The sequence below is a fragment of the Christiangramia sp. genome, from assembly GCF_029937855.1.
GTDB lineage: Bacteria > Bacteroidota > Bacteroidia > Flavobacteriales > Flavobacteriaceae > Christiangramia.
Genome location: NZ_JAPYPC010000004.1, coordinates 76,326 through 93,658 on the forward strand (window position 1 = coordinate 76,326; position 17,333 = coordinate 93,658).

Consider the following 17,333-nt stretch of genomic DNA (forward strand, 5'->3'; position numbering starts at 1 on the left):
TTAAATATACAAAAAATGAATTGCGGGAATTCTGTTATCACTCTGGAAAATCAACTATAAATGTTCCTGGTTATTATTGGTAAGTTTATGCTTTTCTTTTCCAGTATGCTCTGTTGATGCAGGTTCAAAAAGCATCACCTGTACTTCTTCTTCAGCAATAGGTTTGTGTTCCACGCCACGAGGAACAATAAAAAATTCGTTTTCTTTGAGTTCAACTGTTTTATCACGGAATTCGATTTTTAAACTTCCCTTTACAATAAAAAACATCTCATCTTCATCCTCGTGGGAATGCCAGATAAATTCTCCTTTTAACTTTGCAAGTTTCACTTGCTGGCCATTAAGTTCTCCAACAATCCTGGGATTCCAATGATCTGAGAACATTTGAAACTTTTCTTTCACATTTACTTTTTTCATAATTATTCCGGGCTTTGGTGATCGTAGCTTAAAACGCGTTTTAAAATCCATTCCTTATTTTCCAGCAGCCATATATGTGTGAATTTAGCCGAACTGGTTTTGTATAATTCTTTATTGGGTTCTTTGATATAAAAATCGTGTATACCTTTTTGGATAGCTCCATATAATTCACCATTTTCATATAAAGGAAAAACCTGAAGGCTTTCATTTACAAGTTTTCGTATAGGTTTTTTATCTGGATTTGCACAAATATTGTTCTTCACCGCATTTAGAAAATCTTCTTTGTTGGTGCTGAGACCTCCCTGATCATGATAAAATTCAAGATCTTCACTTATAAAATTTTCAAACTGGCCAATTTTACACTGATTAAATCCCAAATCAAAGAGTAAACTGTCGCGAGATTGTAATTGTTTGTATAAGTCAGATTCACGATCTACCTGTGCAGACATGGAAGTGATTGCAAATAGAGCGACTAAGATTTTAAAAAAAGTTTTCATTTTTAAATTAATTATTCATTAACCAAAGATAAGTCTTCGGGAAATTTTTACTCCACATAGCTTCATTATGTTCACCACCCTCCATATAATTAACTTTGAAATTTTCAGGTTTCAAGCCATTATCTATGAGAATTTTGATCATCTTTTTTAAATCGGGGATCATTTCTTCAGATTCTTCAGTCCCTGCTAAAAAATAGAATTTGGTTTCGGTATTGATACTAGTGTTCTCGGCCAGTTCAAAAATCTTATCATTAAACCAGAAAGAGGGGGAATAAACACCAGCTTTTCCAAAAATTTCCGGATATTTTATCGCTGCATAAAAAGAAATCAACCCGCCAAGGGAGGAACCAAAAATAGTCGTGTTTTCTGAACCTGATTTTGTCCTGTAACTGGTATCTATATGTGGTTTGAGAGTGGAAGTTATAAACTTCATGTAATCATCACCCCTGCCACCGCCATATTTTTCATGAGGGAATGGAGTTAATTCATCAATCCTTTTTTCTCCGCCATGTTCAATGCCCACGATGATAGTTTCCGGCTTTTGAAGACTATCCAAAACTTCATCAATTTTCCATTCGCCAGCATAGGAAGTTTCCCTGTTAAAAAGATTCTGTGCATCATGCATATATATTACCGGATAGCGTTTTTCTGAGGAACTGTAGGATTCCGGTAAATAAATCCAGATCTTTTTGATGGTATCCAATTGCGGAGCTTCAATAGAAAAAATTTCAACCTGAGCGTTAGCTGTGGATTGACAGAAACTGGTCTGGTATATAAAAAGCAGGAAAAAAGAGGATAAAGCAAATTTCATACTTCAGGTTTAAGGTATTTTCAAAAATATCATAAGATTTAATATTAGCTGGTTTTCCCTTAAACTTTTGTAGAAAAAATAATTTTATACTAAAATAGTATCTTTAGGGGCTTAACTTTTTTCCGTGATAAAAATGAATAAAAAATTATACTATCTACTAACATTTATTTTGATTATAAGCCTTGGCCAAAATGTAAAGGCTCAACTTAAAAGTAATTTCGACTACCTGGATGTTTTTCAATTGGAATATACTCAGAATCCGCAAATTTCACCCAACGGTAAATATGTGGTCTACCGCCGTACAGGATTTGATATTATGCAAGATAAATCAAAGGGAAATCTCTGGATGGTAGGAGTGGAAGATCCAAGCATTCATCACAAATTAACTACCCGAGAAGGCAATGAAAATAATGCCGTATGGTCTCCCAACGGGAAGAAAATTGCCTTTATAAGCAATACAGAAGAAGGTAGCGAGATATTCTTATACTGGACAGAAACAGGAGCTATTGCTCGTCTTACTCAACTTGAAAATAATCCTTCTTCACTTGTTTGGTCTCCAGATGGTTCAAAACTCGCCTTTACCATGAAAGTGGAAGCTGAAGCTCCGGTTCTGGCAAAAATGCCCAACAAACCTGAAAATGCGGAATGGGCTAAAGCCCCTCGTATCACCGACAGGCTAAAACATGAAGCAGATGGGAGTGGTTATATTAAATTAGGTTTTGCTCATATTTTTATTATTCCTTCAGAAGGAGGGACGGCTATGCAACTTACATCGGGAAATTTCAATCATGATGGGAAACTTTCCTTCAGCCCTGATGGTTCAAAAATCTTTTTTTCAGCGAATAGGAACGAAGACTGGGAATATGATTTTAGGAATAGTGAGGTGTATTCAGTACACGTAAAAACAGGAGAGATAAAACAGTATACAAACAGGCAGGGTCCAGATAAAAATCCTTTAGTTTCACCAGATGGCAAGCATATCGCTTTTGTAGGTTATGAAGATAAAGTACAGGCATATCAGGTTCAACAGCTGCAAGTGATGGATATTGAAGGGAATAACAAAAGGTTAATTTCAGATAAGCTCGATCGAAGTATAAGCGACCCTGTTTGGGGAGAGGATTCTAAAGGTTTATATTTTATGTATAATGACCTTGGATATACCAAATTAGCCTACATAGACCTTAAAGGAAATGTAAGAGATATAACTGATGATGTAGGGGGAACTTCCCTGGGACGGCCTTATGCAAGTGGAAGCTTTAGTGTCTCTAACGAAGGAAGTATTGCCTACACCATTTCTAAAAGCACAAGACCGGCCGATGTTGCGGTGATAGAAAAGAAAGATCCTGAAGTTCTCACCGCGGTGAACGAGGATATTTTAGGATATAGAAATCTTGGAAAGATTGAAGAGATATGGTATAAATCCAGTGTAGATGAAAGGGAAATTCAGGGATGGATCGTTTATCCTCCCAACTATGATGAGCAAAAAAAATATCCATTATTAGTAGAGAATCATGGCGGCCCGATTTTGAACTACGGTCCGCATTTTTCAGCTGAAATGCAACTTTATGCATCTCAGGGCTATGTGGTTTTCTATCCAAATCCACGAGGAAGCACAAGTTACGGTGAAGAATTTGGTAACCTGCTGTACAACAATTATCCTGGAGAGGACTATAACGACGTGATAGATGGAGTAGATGCTGTAATCGCTAAAGGCATAATTGATACAGGTAAACTTTTTGTGACCGGTGGAAGTGCTGGTGGTATTATGACGGCCTGGATCATAGGAAAAACCAATCGTTTCGCTGCTGCTGTGGTCGCCAAACCGGTAGTAAACTGGATTAGTAAAACGTTAGTTGCAGATAATTATTTTGGTTACGCCGATTCCCGATATCCTGGCCAGCCCTGGGAAAATTTTGAAGCTTATTGGAAATTCTCTCCACTTTCGTTAGTTGGTAATGTAGAGACTCCTACGATGGTCATGGTGGGAATGGATGACCTTCGTACACCACCGAGTGAGGCAAAGCAACTTTATCATGCTCTTAAGCTTAGAAAAATTGAAACCGTACTTGTGGAAATTCCGGAAGCATCACATGGTATTGCTGCCAGGCCAAGCAACCTCATCACAAAGGTGGCTCATACTATTGCCTGGTTTGAGAAATATCTTGAAGATTAAATATTAATTACATTCAAAGCACTTCATAAGGCCTTCATTCATTTGGAGGTCTTCTGAACCTTTTAAAGCTTCGGTAAGTTCTCCTTTCTCATTGAGGATCTTATGGAAAGACACGGCATAATCAACGAGATCTTTCTTTCGGCTTTTGATCTTTTCTGAAATTTCCTCCTGATTTAATCTTCGAATATTCTCCGGCCATACCTGAAATGCATTTTCAATTTTATCATCTGTCAAATGCTTTTGAAGGTACCTCGCTTGTTCAACAAAATCTTCTTCCGGAGTATTCAGTAAAAAATAACGGTCAAATGGGTAAACAAGACCAGGCATGTGGTCTATGGTTTTTTCGAAAGGTCTTACCAGAGGCTCTATATTCTTGTTGGTAATGATGGAGGGCAGAAGCCCCGTCGGGTTAAAAAAAGCATTGTCCCGGTCACCCGGAATAGGAATAGCTTTAAAGTTTTTACCGTTTTTTTGAAGCGCCCAGCCCCATTGCTCCGCATGCCGATCCCAGTCACCAATAAGAAGATCGAATAGGCGAGTTCTAATCAATCCTGATTTGTCAATATGAAAATGCTTTGGGTTTCCCTGTTTTAACTCCTGGAGATCATCGGTTTCTACAATATGTTCGATATTTTGAAGATTAGTCCAGTTCTTTTTGCTTTCAGTTTCATACTCCAAAAGATATAATCTGTTACCATATTTTTCGTTGTATTGGACTAACTGCTTTTGTTTGGGCACAAAAACCACCATGGGATTGGTATGCAATACTCCCGCAGCATCTGCAAGCTTCGCAGCGAGAATCGCACCATAGGGGTGTTGAGCTGAAATACCATCAACGATGATATTTTCCAGACCCAGAGTTTTGGCAGACTCAGGTATTAACTGTTTAGGATCTTTGGTAATACTTCTCAGCGTAAACATGGTACCTTCAGAATTAGTAAGTTTTAAGGAATGGGTTTGTTTGCCACCTCCTTCTTTCAGGATCTTCATCCCGCCTTTGAGGGTATCCAGAAAAACGATGGGAACTTTTACCGAAGTAGACCAGGCTTCACGATAGTTCTTTCCCTGCATGAATTCTTTTAAAATATCTCCTTTATAAAGCGTACTTGGAGCAATAATAACAGAATCATATTCATGAAAATCGGTGTTTTCGAGATCTTCAAAATTTTTAATCGTACAGGTTTCAAAATTCTTATCGGTGCTTGAAACTGAAATATAGAGTAGTACAATAAAGATGACCAAGAGAATTGCAGTAAGAGCAAGGATCTTTTTCATTCAGAACAATTTGAGAATTTTTGAAACTCAAAACTATGATTTTCCTAAGAACTTAAGATTATAGAAAGTTATAATATTCAAAAAATAATTTCAGAAAAGCTTCTTAAATTTAGGTCTAAACATACAATCTATGAATTACAAAATTCCTTCAAATACACGAATAGGCCATATTCATTTAAAAGTTTCAAATATTGAGAAGGCTTTGAAATTTTATAGGGATATTTTAGGTTTCGAAATTACAGACAGCATCGGTGACCAGGCGGTATTTTTATCGGCTGGGGGGCTATCATCATCATATTGCTTTGAATACCTGGCATAGCAAAGGCGCTGGTATGGCCACGAAATCTGGTGTAGGTTTATTCCATGCCGCGATTGTATATCCAACAAGAAAAGACCTTTCTGAAATAACAAAAAAGATACTATCTATGCATTATCCAATAACTGGTGCTGCCGATCATGGTGTTTCTGAAGCGATCTATTTAGACGATCCAGATGGAAACGGAATTGAACTTTATTGGAATAAACCAAAAGAACAATGGCCGCGAAAAGCAGATGGGAGCATTAAAATGTACACAGACTCATTAGACTTACAAGATCTCCTGGACTTAGCCTAAAATTAATTAATTTTAAAAATACCCCCGATGGCTCTGCCTCGGGGATAGTCGGTTTCTAGAAAATTTTTAACTAAGTCCAGGTTTATAATATATTCTTTTTAACCAAAAGGAAACCCTTACCAGTAATATCAATGCAGGTACTTCTACCAAAGGGCCGATGACTCCCGCAAATGCCTGTCCGCTATTGAGCCCGAATACCGCGATGGCAACTGCGATGGCGAGTTCAAAATTATTACCAGCAGCAGTAAAGGAAATAGAAGCATTTTTATCATAAGAAGCCCCCATTACTTTACTCATAAAGAAACCAATTAAGAACATTAGGGTAAAATAAATAAGTAATGGGATGGCAATTCTTACCACATCCATGGGGATTTCTACAATTAGTTCACCTTTAAGAGAGAACATAAGAATGATGGTAAACAGAAGTGCAATTAGCGTTAGGGGCGAAATTGCCGGGATAAATTGGTTATCGTACCAGTCTTCCCCCTTAAGTTTTACTAAAATTAACCTGCTAAGGATTCCCAAAGCGAAGGGAAGCCCCAGGTATATGGCTACACTTTCAGCGATTGTACCTATAGAAATATCTACAATAGCGCCTTCAAATCCAAAAAATGGTGGTAGCCAGCTAATAAATAACCAGGCGTAAAAACTATAGGCGAATACCTGGAAAATACTGTTTAAAGCAACCAATCCTGCACCATATTCACTACTTCCTTCAGCCAGATCATTCCAAACAAGTACCATCGCAATACATCTTGCCAAACCTATTAAAATAAGACCTACCATATATTCAGGATGATCCTGAAGAAATATAATGGCCAGGAAAAACATTAAAAAAGGACCAATGATCCAGTTTAGAATTAAGGAAATACTTAGGATCTTCACATCTTTAAAAACCTTGGGTAAAAGTCTGTATTTTACTTTCGCCAGGGGCGGGTACATCATAAGAATCAAACCTATCGCTATAGGGATATTGGTGGTTCCGCTACTGTAAGAGTTAATGTTTTCTGGGATTGAGGGGATAAAATATCCCAGGCCGACTCCTACTCCCATCGCCAGGAAGATCCATAATGTTAGATTCTTATCGAGGTAATTCAGTTTTTTGGCCATACTATTTTATGCTTTTAAATACATAGATCATTTCTGATGCGATTTGATCACTGCGTTCATCGTACTTCTCCTTTACCTGTGAGGTTCCATCAAATTCTTTTGGATCATCATAATCCAGGGCGATCCTGGCTTTCGCACCCGGAATAAAAGGGCAATTCTCATCGGCATGCGAACAGGTCATTACCGCGGCAAAATTTTCAGAAGGATTTTCTTCAGCATCATAAACCTTGGAATAGCAATTTAGAGAATCATTCTCTTCTGAATAATTAACCTGAAAATGAGGATTTTCGCCTTCTGAAGATTCTATTCTGAAACCAGCGCGTGTTAAAGATTCAATAGCGTTTTGATGAAAAGCGGTTTTTTCAGTACCTCCGGAAAAACATTTAGTTTTGATCCCGTAATGATCTGAAATTGCCTGAGCCCAAACCTGGCCAAACTGGCTGCGTCTTGAATTATGAGTGCAGATAAAATTTAACTGAACAGCTTTTTCTGAATTTTTTTCTTTTTCAATATAATTGATCAGTGGCTGAAGAATTTTCTTTCGGTTTTCAGGAATTTCAAGTTTTTTTAAATACTCCAGTTTTTTTTCCAGTACCGGGTATAGTAGTATTTGTGACATAGATTTTTTTTAGCAGCAACCAGATTCTGGAGTACAGCATGAGTTTTGAATTTCAGATAATTTTCCTTTTGGCTTTTGAGCAGGAATTCCACAATTCTCTTTTGCCAGGCAATCGGTTTGGGTGTTAACTAGAAGAAAATTCTTTCCGTCAAAATCCAGGTGGAATTTATTGATACTCTCTCCCTGGTATTCCACTTCAATTTCAACATCGGGCAGTTCTAATTTATCTTTCGCTAGTTCAATAATTTTAAACAGTTTATCTGGATGGAGACGATGGTTATAGTCGTTCTCTTCCCAAAGTTGAAAAGAGATTTTTTGTTCATCCCTTAAAGTACCGCCACAATCGATAAAATGTTTGCTTATTTTTCCAACTTCGGTAACATGGAAGTGTTCTGGTACTAACTTGCCGTTTGGCAGTTCAAAAGCGATTTCGCTTAATCCTGATAACCGATCTATAAATTCTGAAAGTCTCATCTGTTTATATTTTTTTGATTTATGTAATTTCTCAATAATCTTTTAAGCTAGATCAAAGATTATTTTATTATCGTTTTATCGTATTTTTACGATGATTATTTATAAATTTTTTTAGCAGCATTCGCCGGGTCTGCAGTTTTGAATTTCATCAAACATGCCGTTAAAAAGTTGCTGAACATTTTCCCATTTTTCAGGATTAATACAATAACTCATCGATGCACCATCAATACTTCCCTGAATAATCCCCACATTTTTTAGCTCTCTCAAATGCTGACTTATGGTTGCCTGCGCCAGCCCTAATTCATTTACCAGATCGCCATTTATACATTTATTCGATGTCAGTAAATATTGCAGAATGGCAATGCGTGCAGGATGTGCAAATGCTTTGGCCAAAATTGCCAGTTCATTTTGCTCCTTTGTAAACAGATCTGTTTTAGTTACACCCATAATTAATTATATATTGCAATATTACGATGAATAGTTTTCGCAGCAAAATTTATTTGGTAATTTATATCTGAACCCAGCCTGTTTTTGTCGCGGCTTCATTTATCTTTTCTACAATATGAATGTCTTTCATTCCTTCTTCTCCAGGCACAAGCACAGCTTTATCGTTGATTATAGCAAGAGCATCATCATCCATTTGTACCGCTTGCTGGTTTTTACCCATTGGTGTCAGGATCTTTCCGTCACTTGTTTTACCCCGTACTCCGGAATAGGCTTGCATTGGTCTTAGATAATACCAGCCGTTCTGAGTTGTTACTTCCAGATTATTCAGGCTTTCTCCAAAACTGGTTTTACCGTCTACCATAATTCCGCCGGGAAATTCCATTTGAAAGCTCGTGGTTTCATCTACCTCTGTAAAAATTTCAGGTCGGTTTGTAGATTGGGTAGCGGTTACAGCAATAGGTTCAAGACCGATAGAATATCTAGCCGCATTGATGCTATAAACTCCCATATCATAAATTGCACCACCGCCCATTTCTTTTTTAAGTTTCCAGGGATTGATAGCGCCTCCATTATAGCCAGCTTCAGAAATCACATTTTTTATATTTCCGTATGGTTTGGTTTCCGCCCATTTCATGATGGTTTGTGTATTCTTTTCATGTTGCATTCTATATCCAATAGAAAGTTTGACCTTATTTTTATTACACGCCTCAATAATCTGCTGACATTCTTCAGCAGTCCTGGCCATGGGTTTTTCACACCACACATGTTTACCTGTATTAGCTGCTTTAATAGCATATTCAGCATGTAGACCGGTGGGGAGGACAATATAAATCACATCAATCTCATCATTATCAGCAATCTGGTGCATGTTTTCATAGTTATAAACATTAGAATCCCTGATGTCATATTTCTTTTGCCATACCGGAATCTTTTCAGGACTGCCTGTAACTATGCCTTTGAGTTCACAATATTCTGTCTTTTGTAGGGCAGGGGCGAGGAGGTCTGTACTGTAGTATCCCAGACCAACAAGGGCAACTCCTAATTTCTTTTGAGAACCGGAAGTTATGCAACCAGGGAATGGTAGTAAGGTCGCTCCTAATAAAATTCCTGATTTCTTTATAAACGCTCTTCTATTACTCATAATCTAAGGTGCTTGGTTTATCTAAAAATAACTTATTGAAAATCAGAAATGAAATGAAAGCTTAATATTTCTGAAAATTTTAAGCTAATTCAGGATTTTTCTGTCTTAAAAAGGGTTAATTATCATAAAGTAAAGAAAGCCTTAACGCTTTATTGGCGAGTAATAGGAGGTATGTTGCCTAGTTTTAAGTTGTCAAACCAAACTACTATTTACTATGCAAGGCTTTAATATAATTAGAAAAATATCATTATTGTTTTTAAGTAGTGTTCTTTTCTATGCCTGTAATTCTAACACCCAGGTAGTAGAACCTTCCATTTCAAAATCGGAAAAGTTGAGTATGCGGAATCCGGTGGTAAAGAAAGAGCCTAAATTATATAGGAAAGAGATTAGTTATACTATTGATTCTCTTGAGACGAGAGAAAAAGTGGATAGTATTATCAAATCATATCCGCAGGAGGAACTAAAAACCATTTTGGCGTTGAATAGGATTGAGAAGAACCAATTAAGACCTGAAAGACCTATTGTTCTACCGGAATGTCCTTCGGATGAATTCAATACTTACAGTCCGTTTCCTGAGAATATTAATTTTTTACAATGTATTCCTAAAACGGTATTGATCTCTCAAAGGGTGCAGGCCTTCGGTTTATATGAAAATGGGGATTTAGTGAAATGGGGACCTGTAAGTACAGGAAAGAATTCCACCAGAACTCCCAATGGATTGAATTATGGAAATTATAAAGCCAAAAGAAAAGTGAGTACGGTAGATGAATCCTGGATTTTGCCGTATTATTTCAACTTTATGAATTTTGAAGGAGTAGGAGTTCACCAGTATGCGCTGCCGGGTTATCCTGCCAGTCATGGATGTGTAAGATTATACATGGATGATGCTAAATATATTTTTGAATGGGCAGATATGTGGGACGTAGAAGGTTTCAGGATCGCCAGAAACGGAACTCCATTTATGGTATTTGGAGAATATGACTATGATTCAGAAAAACCATGGATCAATCTTTCTCAAAATATGAAAGCAAATGATCTTACTCAGGAAGAGGTAAATACCCTAGAAGGATATATCCAGGAATACCAGTCAGATCCAAAGAATTTTAAAAATATTGCTTCGAAAAATGCTGAAGCAGAATTAGCCAAAGCTTAACTAAATTAGATTTTAGTTAAATTAGCCGGTAAACATTGATACTATGAAAAAGATTAATTTTTATCGGCTTTTTTCTATACTAATCTTATCTGTATTTACTATGAATATAGCAGCTCAGGAAACCAATATAATGATCAGGGCACAAGCCAAAGATGCTAAATTTATAGGTTCTTCTATCGGAGGAGCAAAAATTCTGGTAAAAGATGAGCTTAAGGGAGAAATCCTGGCAGAAGGTATAACCACTGGAAGCACGGGAAATACAGATAAGATCATGAAGCAGGACTGGAAGCGTTCTGAAAGACTTTCAGATGAGGAGACGGCCGGTTTCAATGCAGTTTTAGATATAGATACTCCCACCTTTGTGACTATTGAAGCTTATGCTCCTAAGAATAAAAAGCAGGCTGAAGTAATGAGCAGTACCCAACTTTGGGTAGTTCCTGGAAAGGATATTGTGGGAGATGGAGTAGTGTTGGAAATCCCAGGCTTTGTGGTGGATATCTTAAGTCCACAGACACATGAAAGAATAGCTTCAACAGAAAGTATAGTATTAAAGGCCAATGTGGTGATGATGTGCGGCTGCCCGGTCACGGAAAACGGGATTTGGGATGCCAATCAATATGAAGTAAAGGCTATGTTCACAGATGCAGAAGGCAATACAGAAGAAGTGGAGATGAGTATCAGCGATAAGCCCAGCACTTTTCAGGCAGATGTAAATCTCAAAAAAGGATTGTATGAAGTTATGATCTATGCGTACGATTCGGTAACAGGAAATACGGGCTTAGATAAGACCAATATCATTGTAAATTAGGTACCAAGTAAACCAAGCGCTTCAATAGTTCTAAGCACTCCATTATCGTTATTATCGTGGGTAGTTACAAAATTACTAACTTCAATAATTTCAGGATGCGCATTTTTCATAGCATAGCTATGTTTTGCCACTTTCATCATTTCAAGATCATTTAAATAATCACCAAAAACCAGGGTTTCTTCAGCGCTTATATTTAATTCCTTCTGAATATCCCTGATAGCATTACCCTTGTTCGCATTTAAAGCGGTAATATCTATAAAGACTTTTGCAGCGATGGCAACTTTATAACGATCTGTATAATTTACAAAATGCGGGAAGGTATTATCTTCCACTCCGTTAAAATTACAAAGGGTCACTTTTAAATAGGTGTCTTCTACTTTTGTTAAATCATCAACCACCTTTAGGCGCTCGTAGAATTTATTTATTTCATTTTTGAATTCTTCATCTTTAGTTTCTATGTATGCAGAATCTTTTCCGCATAGAACCAAATTAGTGCTTTCAAGCTTTCTCCCTAATTGAATAAATTCAATGGCAGCTTCCTTTTCAATAGGATTAACATATAATTCTTTGCCTTTATGAGATACATAGGTGCCATTTTCAGCAAAGAACATAGTACGATCTTTTATTTTTTCAAACTTTGATTCCAGATTATAAAATTGACGTCCGCTGGCGATAGAGAATAAAATACCGCCTTTGGTGAGCTGTTCTTCTATTTTCCAGAAATCAGGATGTATTTCATGATTATCGTTCAATAAAGTTCCGTCAACGTCTGTTACAATAAGTTTGATCATAATTTATTTTTCGAAATTTCAAAAGTAAATGAATGTTCATCTAATAAGATTAAATCTCTATTAAATTTCACGTTCCAGTTATAACTCTTCTTTATTGTTTCCGCTATAAATGTTTGAAATACAGTTTTTTCGAAAATTTTATTTAAAATAAATCTAAATAAGCTTTTAAATTTCATTTTCAGCTTTTAGATTTGCACCTCTATTTATACTAGGTCTAAATAAAATTAAAGTGATGATCCAAAAACTACTACTACTATTACTGCTAATTAATTTCAGTGCCTTTGGCCAAAATTCTGGAGGATTGAAGGGAAAGGTATCTAACGCAGATGGAGAAATAATTTCCGGCGCGAATATTAATATCCAGGGAACCGGGATTGGTACTGAATCTGATAAAAACGGTTCTTTCCTGCTTCAAAATGTTCCCGTTGGAAATTATCTTTTGAGAATTTCTTATGTTGGTTACAAATCTCAAGAAATTGCATTTTCAATTCAGCCCGGAGAAACTACTAACCTTCCCAATATAATTTTGAAATCGGCAGAAGAACAGCTAACAGAAGTATTGATTCGAGGTAATGGGAATTCCAATGTATTTAACCGTGAAAAAAGTATTTATGTTGCAAAATTGCCTTTAAAAAAGATAGAAAATCCCCAGGTTTATGATAATATTACCGCAGAGCTTCTCGATGAACAGGTCATTACAGATTTTGATGATGCTTTAAAAAACAGTTCTGGCATCACCAAACTTTGGGAATCTACAGGAAGAGGTGGAGATGGTGCCGGATATTACTCATTGAGAGGTTTCCCGGTACAGCCTAGCCTGATAAACGGACTTCCGGCAATTACGAATGGTAGCCCTGATCCTGCGAATATTGAAAATATCGAGGTCATAAAAGGCCCTTCTGGAACCCTTTACGGCAGTAGCCTTATTTCCTACGGAGGTTTGATTAATATTACTACTAAGAAGCCTTATGAATATTTCGGCGGAAACATAAGATACACCCTGGGCAGTTTTGGACTTAATCGCGTGGCAGCAGACGTTAATACCCCACTTGATGAAGAAGGAGATGTTGCTTTACGTGTAAATACAGCATACCAGACTCAAAACTCTTTTCAGGATGCTGGTTTTTCAAAATCCTTCTTTGTAGCACCTTCCCTGAGTTATAAGGTGAATGACAGACTTTCCTTTTTTGTGAATACAGAATTTTTCAATGGTGAGTCCACCAATCCTACCATGCTGTTTGTGGATAGGGGAGCGCCATTACGCGTTACCAATATTGATGAGTTGGACTATAATACCAATCGATCTTATACCAGCAATGATTTGACTTTAGAAAATCCCACTTATAGTCTCCAGGGACAAATGAACTATGAGTTATCAGATAACTGGATCTCGCAAACCGTAATATCCCGCGGTAGTGCCAAGTCTATGGGTTATTATTCTTATCTATACGAAACAACCAGGTTTGTGGAAGGTCTGGAAGAAGGCGTAGTATTTAGTCGTTTTATGAACAATCAGAATTCTACTACCTTAACTACAGATTTTCAGCAAAATTTCATCGGAGATTTTGAAATCTTCGGCATGAGAAACAGAATGGTTGCCGGTCTGGATTATTTTCAGAGAGAAGTAATAGATAATGGTACTGGATACATAGGAAATGGACGCGTTTATATAGGTGACGCAAGTTTGACAAATGTTAATGAAAGTGTTTTTGGATTTACAGAGCCAGATAACTATATCACAGATGGAGACAGTGGAATACTTTCCACCGCTGCGGTTGATGCCCTATTAGAAAACACGAATCGAAATAATAGAACCACTAAAGAGGATATTTATAGTGCTTATATCTCCAATGTACTGAATATAACCCCTGCTTTATCTGCCATGGCCAGTTTGCGTATAGACCAGTTTGAGAACGATAGCAATAGCCAAACTGCATTTTCACCTAAATTCGGGGTAGTGTATCAACCAGTTATAGACAGGCTTTCCATATTTGCGAATTACATGGATGGTTTCAGTAATGTTGCACCTGCAGAGGTTATTAATCCAGATACGCAGGAATCAAGGAGAATCACTTTTGAACCAGAGCATGCTACTCAGTTTGAATTTGGGACAAAGCTTAATTTTTTAAATGATAAAGTTTTTGCCACATTAAGTTATTATAATATTGAAGTTGAAAATATTGTATTAGGTAGCGGGATTGAAGTAACCCAGGACGGGACCCAATACAGCCGTGGATTTGAAGCCAGGATTACGGCTAGTCCCGTAGATGGATTGAATCTGGTCGCGGGTTTTAGCCATAATGATAGTGAAGTAACCGAAGCTGCTGAAAATGATGATTTTTTAGGAAAAAGGCCTGAATCTGCAGGGCCGGAAACACTCGCAAACCTTTGGGCAAGTTATAGATTCACCAATGGTATAGCAGAAGGATTTGGAATAGGATTTGGAGGAAATTATGCTAGTGAGAATATGATTTTTAACAGAAATACGGCGGGAACATTTACCTTACCGTCCTACACGGTGCTGAATGCTGCTGTATTTTATGACGTAGATAAATTTTCTATCAACTTAAAACTAAATAATCTTACCAATGAAGATTATTTTAACGGATGGTCTACGATAAATCCACAGGCTCCAAGAAATTTTGCAGCCGCGCTTACTTATAAATTTTAGATTTGAATTAGCCCGAGATCGCCTTTAAGGCGATCTCTTATTTCTAATATGAAGAAAAAGAAAAAAAATACCTTGAAGAAGTGGGCCGGGAGAATACATCTCTGGTTAGGCCTGCTTACGGGGATTATAGTTTTTATTGTTGCGGTAACCGGCTGTATCTATGTTTTCCACGATGAGATTAAAGATGCCTTATACGATTATCGATTTGTGGAAGAAAAGGATATGGCTTTTCTCCCACCTTCAAAGATTAAAGAGAAAGTTCAGGATAGATATCCCGGTGCTACAGATGATTTCGTGCTTTATACCGGGAAAGACAGGCCCGTTGCTGTATATGGTTTGCACAAGGATATTCCATACTATTTCTATTTGAACCCATACACCGGAGAATTCTTATATGCCCAGGATTTCACTACAGATTTCTTTGAAATTGTTAAAGCGCTGCATATGTACCTTTTACTACCTCAGGATATAGGCAGGCAGGTGGTTGGTATCTCAACACTAATTTTTATTCTGATGCTTGTTACCGGTATTATTCTCTGGTGGCCTAAAAAAATTAAAAAATTAAGGAATAGCTTAAAGGTAAAATGGGACGCCCGTTGGAGACGTGTAAATTACGATCTACATCAGGTAAGCGGATTTTACCTGCATATTCTGGCCATTATTGTAGCGATTACCGGATTATACTTTTCATACGAATGGGTTAGCGATGGTATTTATTACGTTGGAAACCTGGGAGAAAAAGTAGAAAGCGATCAGCATGTTGAAAATATCGAGCAGAAATCCCGAATTTCTGAAAATCCTATAGATATTGCTTTCTTTCAAACCGTTGAAATGATGCCGAATAATGATATGTATTTTGTTTGGACTGAAGGAGATGATCATCCGGTAGTGACGGGAGTTTACCCCGAATCGCTGGATTATGACCATCAATCTAATTTCTATTTTCATCCTCAAACGGCTGAATTGCTTCAAACGCAGGCATACAACACTAAAAGTACCGGGCTTAAATTACAGGAAATGAGCTACGGAATTCATACCGGCCAATTCTTTGGAATGCCTGGTAAAATTATTGCTTTTATTTTAAGCATTTTTGTAGCCTCTTTACCTGTAACGGGTTTTATTGTTTGGTGGGGAAGAAAAAACCGGATGAAACATCTCACCCGGTAATTTTTTATGATTTCTTTGAGAGAAAGAATTGAATTTTTTTTCTTTAAAATAAGAGTGCATCTACAATCCCACCAATAATAGCAATTAAAACTGCCAGCCAAACTGAGGGCCAAAAGCCATCCGTTTTAAAATCGGAAGAAAGTTTATCTGCTATTTCTATGATTATTGCATATGCAATCACCCTCGTTACAAAACCAATTCCAAGGAAATAAAATATTCCCAGAGTGGCAATATTTAGGATTGCCGTTAAAAGCCAGCTCAAAAGAAAGCTTAGAACACCAATTATCAAAGCGACTATAATGGCAGATTTAAAGCCGCTTAAATGAACTTTACTTAGGAATTTTGCTGCAATAAGAAGGACTACAGCGTCAATTAGAATATGAATTAACCACTGGATCATATTTTTTGTTTTAAGGTTAGTTACAGCTCTAATATAATAAAAAACTTATTCAGTAAAATTAAAGGAGCTAAGGCTGATTAATGAAGTCTTGCTTGCAGTGTGCGTGGTTTTTTCTTTAAAAGTACTTCCCAGAGCGCTTTTAAGTTGGCTAACTTCTCCCGTTGTTTAAGTCTGTATTCAGTTTGATAGGCTCTTTGATCTGCCGTAAAACCTCTATAATCCAGTCCCAAATTCTGGGCTATAAATAAAGTTCTGGGAAGATGGAATTTCTGTGTTACTACAATAGCACTTTCCACACCAAACAATTTGCCAGCCCTGTACATGCTGTCATAAGTATCCAGTCCGGCATGGTCTGATATTATCAGGTCTTTATCGATCCCTTTCTCCTGAAGATAATTTACCATTGCCGCTACTTCATTATAGTCTTCAGTACGGTGATCTCCCGTTACCAGAAAATTTTTAACCTTATTACTTCTGTATAATTTAATAGCGGTATCTACCCTGTCCTGAAGAATTGGGGATAGTTTCCCATCGGCATGAACGCTTGCTCCAAGTACGATAACCGTATTGGCGGGAGGAACATTGGACATATTGCTATAGATAAGCCCCGCAGTTTGTCTCTGGAAGATAGCCTCAATACCCAGAATCATAAAAATGATGAGTACAAGACCAATAACGGAAGCCAAAATGATTTTTTTTAATCGCTTCATTAAAGGTGGATAAATTGAGTATCGAAGATAGCCATAATAATTGGATGTATTAGATTAA

Annotated in this window: 19 protein-coding genes; 7 read left to right on the forward strand and 12 right to left on the reverse strand. The window is 37.1% G+C overall.

Annotated features, from left to right (window positions below; genetic code table 11):
* Positions 1–54 precede the first annotated feature (54 nt).
* Genes Q1K34_RS03545 through Q1K34_RS03555 form a run of 3 tightly spaced genes read right to left on the reverse strand, consistent with a single transcriptional unit; the run spans position 55 to position 1,722 of the window.
* Positions 55–414, reverse strand: a complete 360-nt coding sequence (locus tag Q1K34_RS03545) for a cupin domain-containing protein (protein ID WP_300434593.1) — start codon at positions 412–414, stop codon at positions 55–57.
* A 2-nt stretch (positions 415–416) separates the two neighbouring features.
* Entirely contained in the window at positions 417–911 is a 495-nt protein-coding gene (locus tag Q1K34_RS03550) for a nuclear transport factor 2 family protein (protein ID WP_300434595.1), read from the reverse strand.
* Between the two features lie 7 nt (positions 912–918).
* Positions 919–1,722 carry an alpha/beta hydrolase-fold protein gene (locus Q1K34_RS03555; protein WP_300434598.1) on the reverse strand — a complete coding sequence of 268 codons (804 nt, stop codon included), beginning with the start codon at positions 1,720–1,722 and terminating at the stop codon, positions 919–921.
* Positions 1,723–1,855: 133 nt separating this feature from the next.
* On the opposite strand from Q1K34_RS03555, the gene Q1K34_RS03560 reads away from it, so the two are divergent.
* Positions 1,856–3,895 carry a S9 family peptidase gene (locus Q1K34_RS03560; RefSeq protein WP_300434600.1) on the forward strand — a complete coding sequence of 680 codons (2,040 nt, stop codon included), beginning with the start codon at positions 1,856–1,858 and terminating at the stop codon, positions 3,893–3,895.
* A gap of 3 nt (positions 3,896–3,898) precedes the next feature.
* Here the strand turns inward: Q1K34_RS03560 and Q1K34_RS03565 are convergent, their stop codons facing one another.
* Complete coding sequence (locus Q1K34_RS03565; RefSeq protein WP_300434601.1) at positions 3,899–5,170, reverse strand: hypothetical protein; 1,272 nt, start codon at positions 5,168–5,170, stop codon at positions 3,899–3,901.
* 130 nt (positions 5,171–5,300) lie between these two features.
* Here Q1K34_RS03565 and Q1K34_RS03570 point away from each other — a divergent pair, with 130 nt between their 5' ends.
* Both Q1K34_RS03570 and Q1K34_RS03575 read left to right on the forward strand, forming a co-directional pair.
* Complete coding sequence (locus tag Q1K34_RS03570) at positions 5,301–5,489, forward strand: VOC family protein (RefSeq protein WP_300434603.1); 189 nt, start codon at positions 5,301–5,303, stop codon at positions 5,487–5,489.
* A 13-nt stretch (positions 5,490–5,502) separates the two neighbouring features.
* Positions 5,503–5,784 carry a hypothetical protein gene (locus tag Q1K34_RS03575; RefSeq protein ID WP_367183295.1) on the forward strand — a complete coding sequence of 94 codons (282 nt, stop codon included), beginning with the start codon at positions 5,503–5,505 and terminating at the stop codon, positions 5,782–5,784.
* A 66-nt stretch (positions 5,785–5,850) separates the two neighbouring features.
* On the opposite strand, the gene arsB is transcribed toward Q1K34_RS03575, so the two are convergent.
* The 5 genes from arsB to Q1K34_RS03600 form a co-directional block, all read right to left on the reverse strand.
* On the reverse strand, positions 5,851–6,894 hold the full coding sequence (arsB, locus tag Q1K34_RS03580) for an ACR3 family arsenite efflux transporter (RefSeq protein ID WP_300434608.1): 1,044 nt from the start codon (positions 6,892–6,894) through the stop codon (positions 5,851–5,853).
* Between the two features lies 1 nt (position 6,895).
* On the reverse strand, positions 6,896–7,513 hold the full coding sequence (locus Q1K34_RS03585; protein WP_300434610.1) for a protein-tyrosine-phosphatase: 618 nt from the start codon (positions 7,511–7,513) through the stop codon (positions 6,896–6,898).
* Between the two features lie 9 nt (positions 7,514–7,522).
* Positions 7,523–7,987, reverse strand: coding sequence for a DUF6428 family protein (locus Q1K34_RS03590; RefSeq protein ID WP_300434613.1), 465 nt, complete (start codon positions 7,985–7,987; stop codon positions 7,523–7,525).
* A gap of 111 nt (positions 7,988–8,098) precedes the next feature.
* Complete coding sequence (locus tag Q1K34_RS03595; RefSeq protein ID WP_300434617.1) at positions 8,099–8,434, reverse strand: metalloregulator ArsR/SmtB family transcription factor; 336 nt, start codon at positions 8,432–8,434, stop codon at positions 8,099–8,101.
* 61 nt (positions 8,435–8,495) lie between these two features.
* Entirely contained in the window at positions 8,496–9,575 is a 1,080-nt protein-coding gene (locus Q1K34_RS03600) for a Gfo/Idh/MocA family oxidoreductase (RefSeq protein WP_300434620.1), read from the reverse strand.
* A 214-nt stretch (positions 9,576–9,789) separates the two neighbouring features.
* Between Q1K34_RS03600 and Q1K34_RS03605 the strand changes: the two genes are divergently transcribed.
* Complete coding sequence (locus tag Q1K34_RS03605; RefSeq protein WP_300434622.1) at positions 9,790–10,728, forward strand: L,D-transpeptidase; 939 nt, start codon at positions 9,790–9,792, stop codon at positions 10,726–10,728.
* Between the two features lie 43 nt (positions 10,729–10,771).
* Positions 10,772–11,536: a hypothetical protein gene (locus tag Q1K34_RS03610; RefSeq protein WP_300434624.1), complete on the forward strand. Its 765-nt coding sequence runs from the start codon at positions 10,772–10,774 to the stop codon at positions 11,534–11,536.
* On the opposite strand, the gene Q1K34_RS03615 is transcribed toward Q1K34_RS03610, so the two are convergent.
* Positions 11,533–12,327 carry an HAD family hydrolase gene (locus tag Q1K34_RS03615; RefSeq protein ID WP_300434627.1) on the reverse strand — a complete coding sequence of 265 codons (795 nt, stop codon included), beginning with the start codon at positions 12,325–12,327 and terminating at the stop codon, positions 11,533–11,535. The two genes, Q1K34_RS03610 and Q1K34_RS03615, sit on opposite strands and share 4 nt — an antisense overlap.
* A 232-nt stretch (positions 12,328–12,559) precedes the next feature.
* Here Q1K34_RS03615 and Q1K34_RS03620 point away from each other — a divergent pair, with 232 nt between their 5' ends.
* Together Q1K34_RS03620 and Q1K34_RS03625 are read left to right on the forward strand one after the other, a co-directional pair.
* Positions 12,560–14,998: a TonB-dependent receptor gene (locus Q1K34_RS03620; RefSeq protein ID WP_300434629.1), complete on the forward strand. Its 2,439-nt coding sequence runs from the start codon at positions 12,560–12,562 to the stop codon at positions 14,996–14,998.
* Positions 14,999–15,046: 48 nt separating this feature from the next.
* Entirely contained in the window at positions 15,047–16,165 is a 1,119-nt protein-coding gene (locus tag Q1K34_RS03625) for a PepSY-associated TM helix domain-containing protein (protein WP_300434631.1), read from the forward strand.
* 43 nt (positions 16,166–16,208) lie between these two features.
* On the opposite strand, the gene Q1K34_RS03630 is transcribed toward Q1K34_RS03625, so the two are convergent.
* Together Q1K34_RS03630 and Q1K34_RS03635 are read right to left on the reverse strand one after the other, a co-directional pair.
* On the reverse strand, positions 16,209–16,565 hold the full coding sequence (locus Q1K34_RS03630) for a phage holin family protein (RefSeq protein ID WP_300434634.1): 357 nt from the start codon (positions 16,563–16,565) through the stop codon (positions 16,209–16,211).
* A 77-nt stretch (positions 16,566–16,642) separates the two neighbouring features.
* Positions 16,643–17,275, reverse strand: a complete 633-nt coding sequence (locus Q1K34_RS03635; protein WP_300434636.1) for an ElyC/SanA/YdcF family protein — start codon at positions 17,273–17,275, stop codon at positions 16,643–16,645.
* Between the last annotated feature and the right edge of the window lie 58 nt (positions 17,276–17,333).

What these genes read in the sequence shown, in the direction of transcription:
- Q1K34_RS03545 (WP_300434593.1), bottom strand. Translation starts at nt 414, where the DNA reads ATGAAAAAAGTAAATGTGAAAGAAAAGTTTCAAATGTTCTCAGATCAT.
- Q1K34_RS03550 (WP_300434595.1), bottom strand. Translation starts at nt 911, where the DNA reads ATGAAAACTTTTTTTAAAATCTTAGTCGCTCTATTTGCAATCACTTCC.
- Q1K34_RS03555 (WP_300434598.1), bottom strand. Translation starts at nt 1,722, where the DNA reads ATGAAATTTGCTTTATCCTCTTTTTTCCTGCTTTTTATATACCAGACC.
- Q1K34_RS03560 (WP_300434600.1), top strand. Translation starts at nt 1,856, where the DNA reads ATGAATAAAAAATTATACTATCTACTAACATTTATTTTGATTATAAGC.
- Q1K34_RS03565 (WP_300434601.1), bottom strand. Translation starts at nt 5,170, where the DNA reads ATGAAAAAGATCCTTGCTCTTACTGCAATTCTCTTGGTCATCTTTATT.
- Q1K34_RS03570 (WP_300434603.1), top strand. Translation starts at nt 5,301, where the DNA reads ATGAATTACAAAATTCCTTCAAATACACGAATAGGCCATATTCATTTA.
- Q1K34_RS03575 (WP_367183295.1), top strand. Translation starts at nt 5,503, where the DNA reads ATGGCCACGAAATCTGGTGTAGGTTTATTCCATGCCGCGATTGTATAT.
- arsB (WP_300434608.1), bottom strand. Translation starts at nt 6,894, where the DNA reads ATGGCCAAAAAACTGAATTACCTCGATAAGAATCTAACATTATGGATC.
- Q1K34_RS03585 (WP_300434610.1), bottom strand. Translation starts at nt 7,513, where the DNA reads ATGTCACAAATACTACTATACCCGGTACTGGAAAAAAAACTGGAGTAT.
- Q1K34_RS03590 (WP_300434613.1), bottom strand. Translation starts at nt 7,987, where the DNA reads ATGAGACTTTCAGAATTTATAGATCGGTTATCAGGATTAAGCGAAATC.
- Q1K34_RS03595 (WP_300434617.1), bottom strand. Translation starts at nt 8,434, where the DNA reads ATGGGTGTAACTAAAACAGATCTGTTTACAAAGGAGCAAAATGAACTG.
- Q1K34_RS03600 (WP_300434620.1), bottom strand. Translation starts at nt 9,575, where the DNA reads ATGAGTAATAGAAGAGCGTTTATAAAGAAATCAGGAATTTTATTAGGA.
- Q1K34_RS03605 (WP_300434622.1), top strand. Translation starts at nt 9,790, where the DNA reads ATGCAAGGCTTTAATATAATTAGAAAAATATCATTATTGTTTTTAAGT.
- Q1K34_RS03610 (WP_300434624.1), top strand. Translation starts at nt 10,772, where the DNA reads ATGAAAAAGATTAATTTTTATCGGCTTTTTTCTATACTAATCTTATCT.
- Q1K34_RS03615 (WP_300434627.1), bottom strand. Translation starts at nt 12,327, where the DNA reads ATGATCAAACTTATTGTAACAGACGTTGACGGAACTTTATTGAACGAT.
- Q1K34_RS03620 (WP_300434629.1), top strand. Translation starts at nt 12,560, where the DNA reads ATGATCCAAAAACTACTACTACTATTACTGCTAATTAATTTCAGTGCC.
- Q1K34_RS03625 (WP_300434631.1), top strand. Translation starts at nt 15,047, where the DNA reads ATGAAGAAAAAGAAAAAAAATACCTTGAAGAAGTGGGCCGGGAGAATA.
- Q1K34_RS03630 (WP_300434634.1), bottom strand. Translation starts at nt 16,565, where the DNA reads ATGATCCAGTGGTTAATTCATATTCTAATTGACGCTGTAGTCCTTCTT.
- Q1K34_RS03635 (WP_300434636.1), bottom strand. Translation starts at nt 17,275, where the DNA reads ATGAAGCGATTAAAAAAAATCATTTTGGCTTCCGTTATTGGTCTTGTA.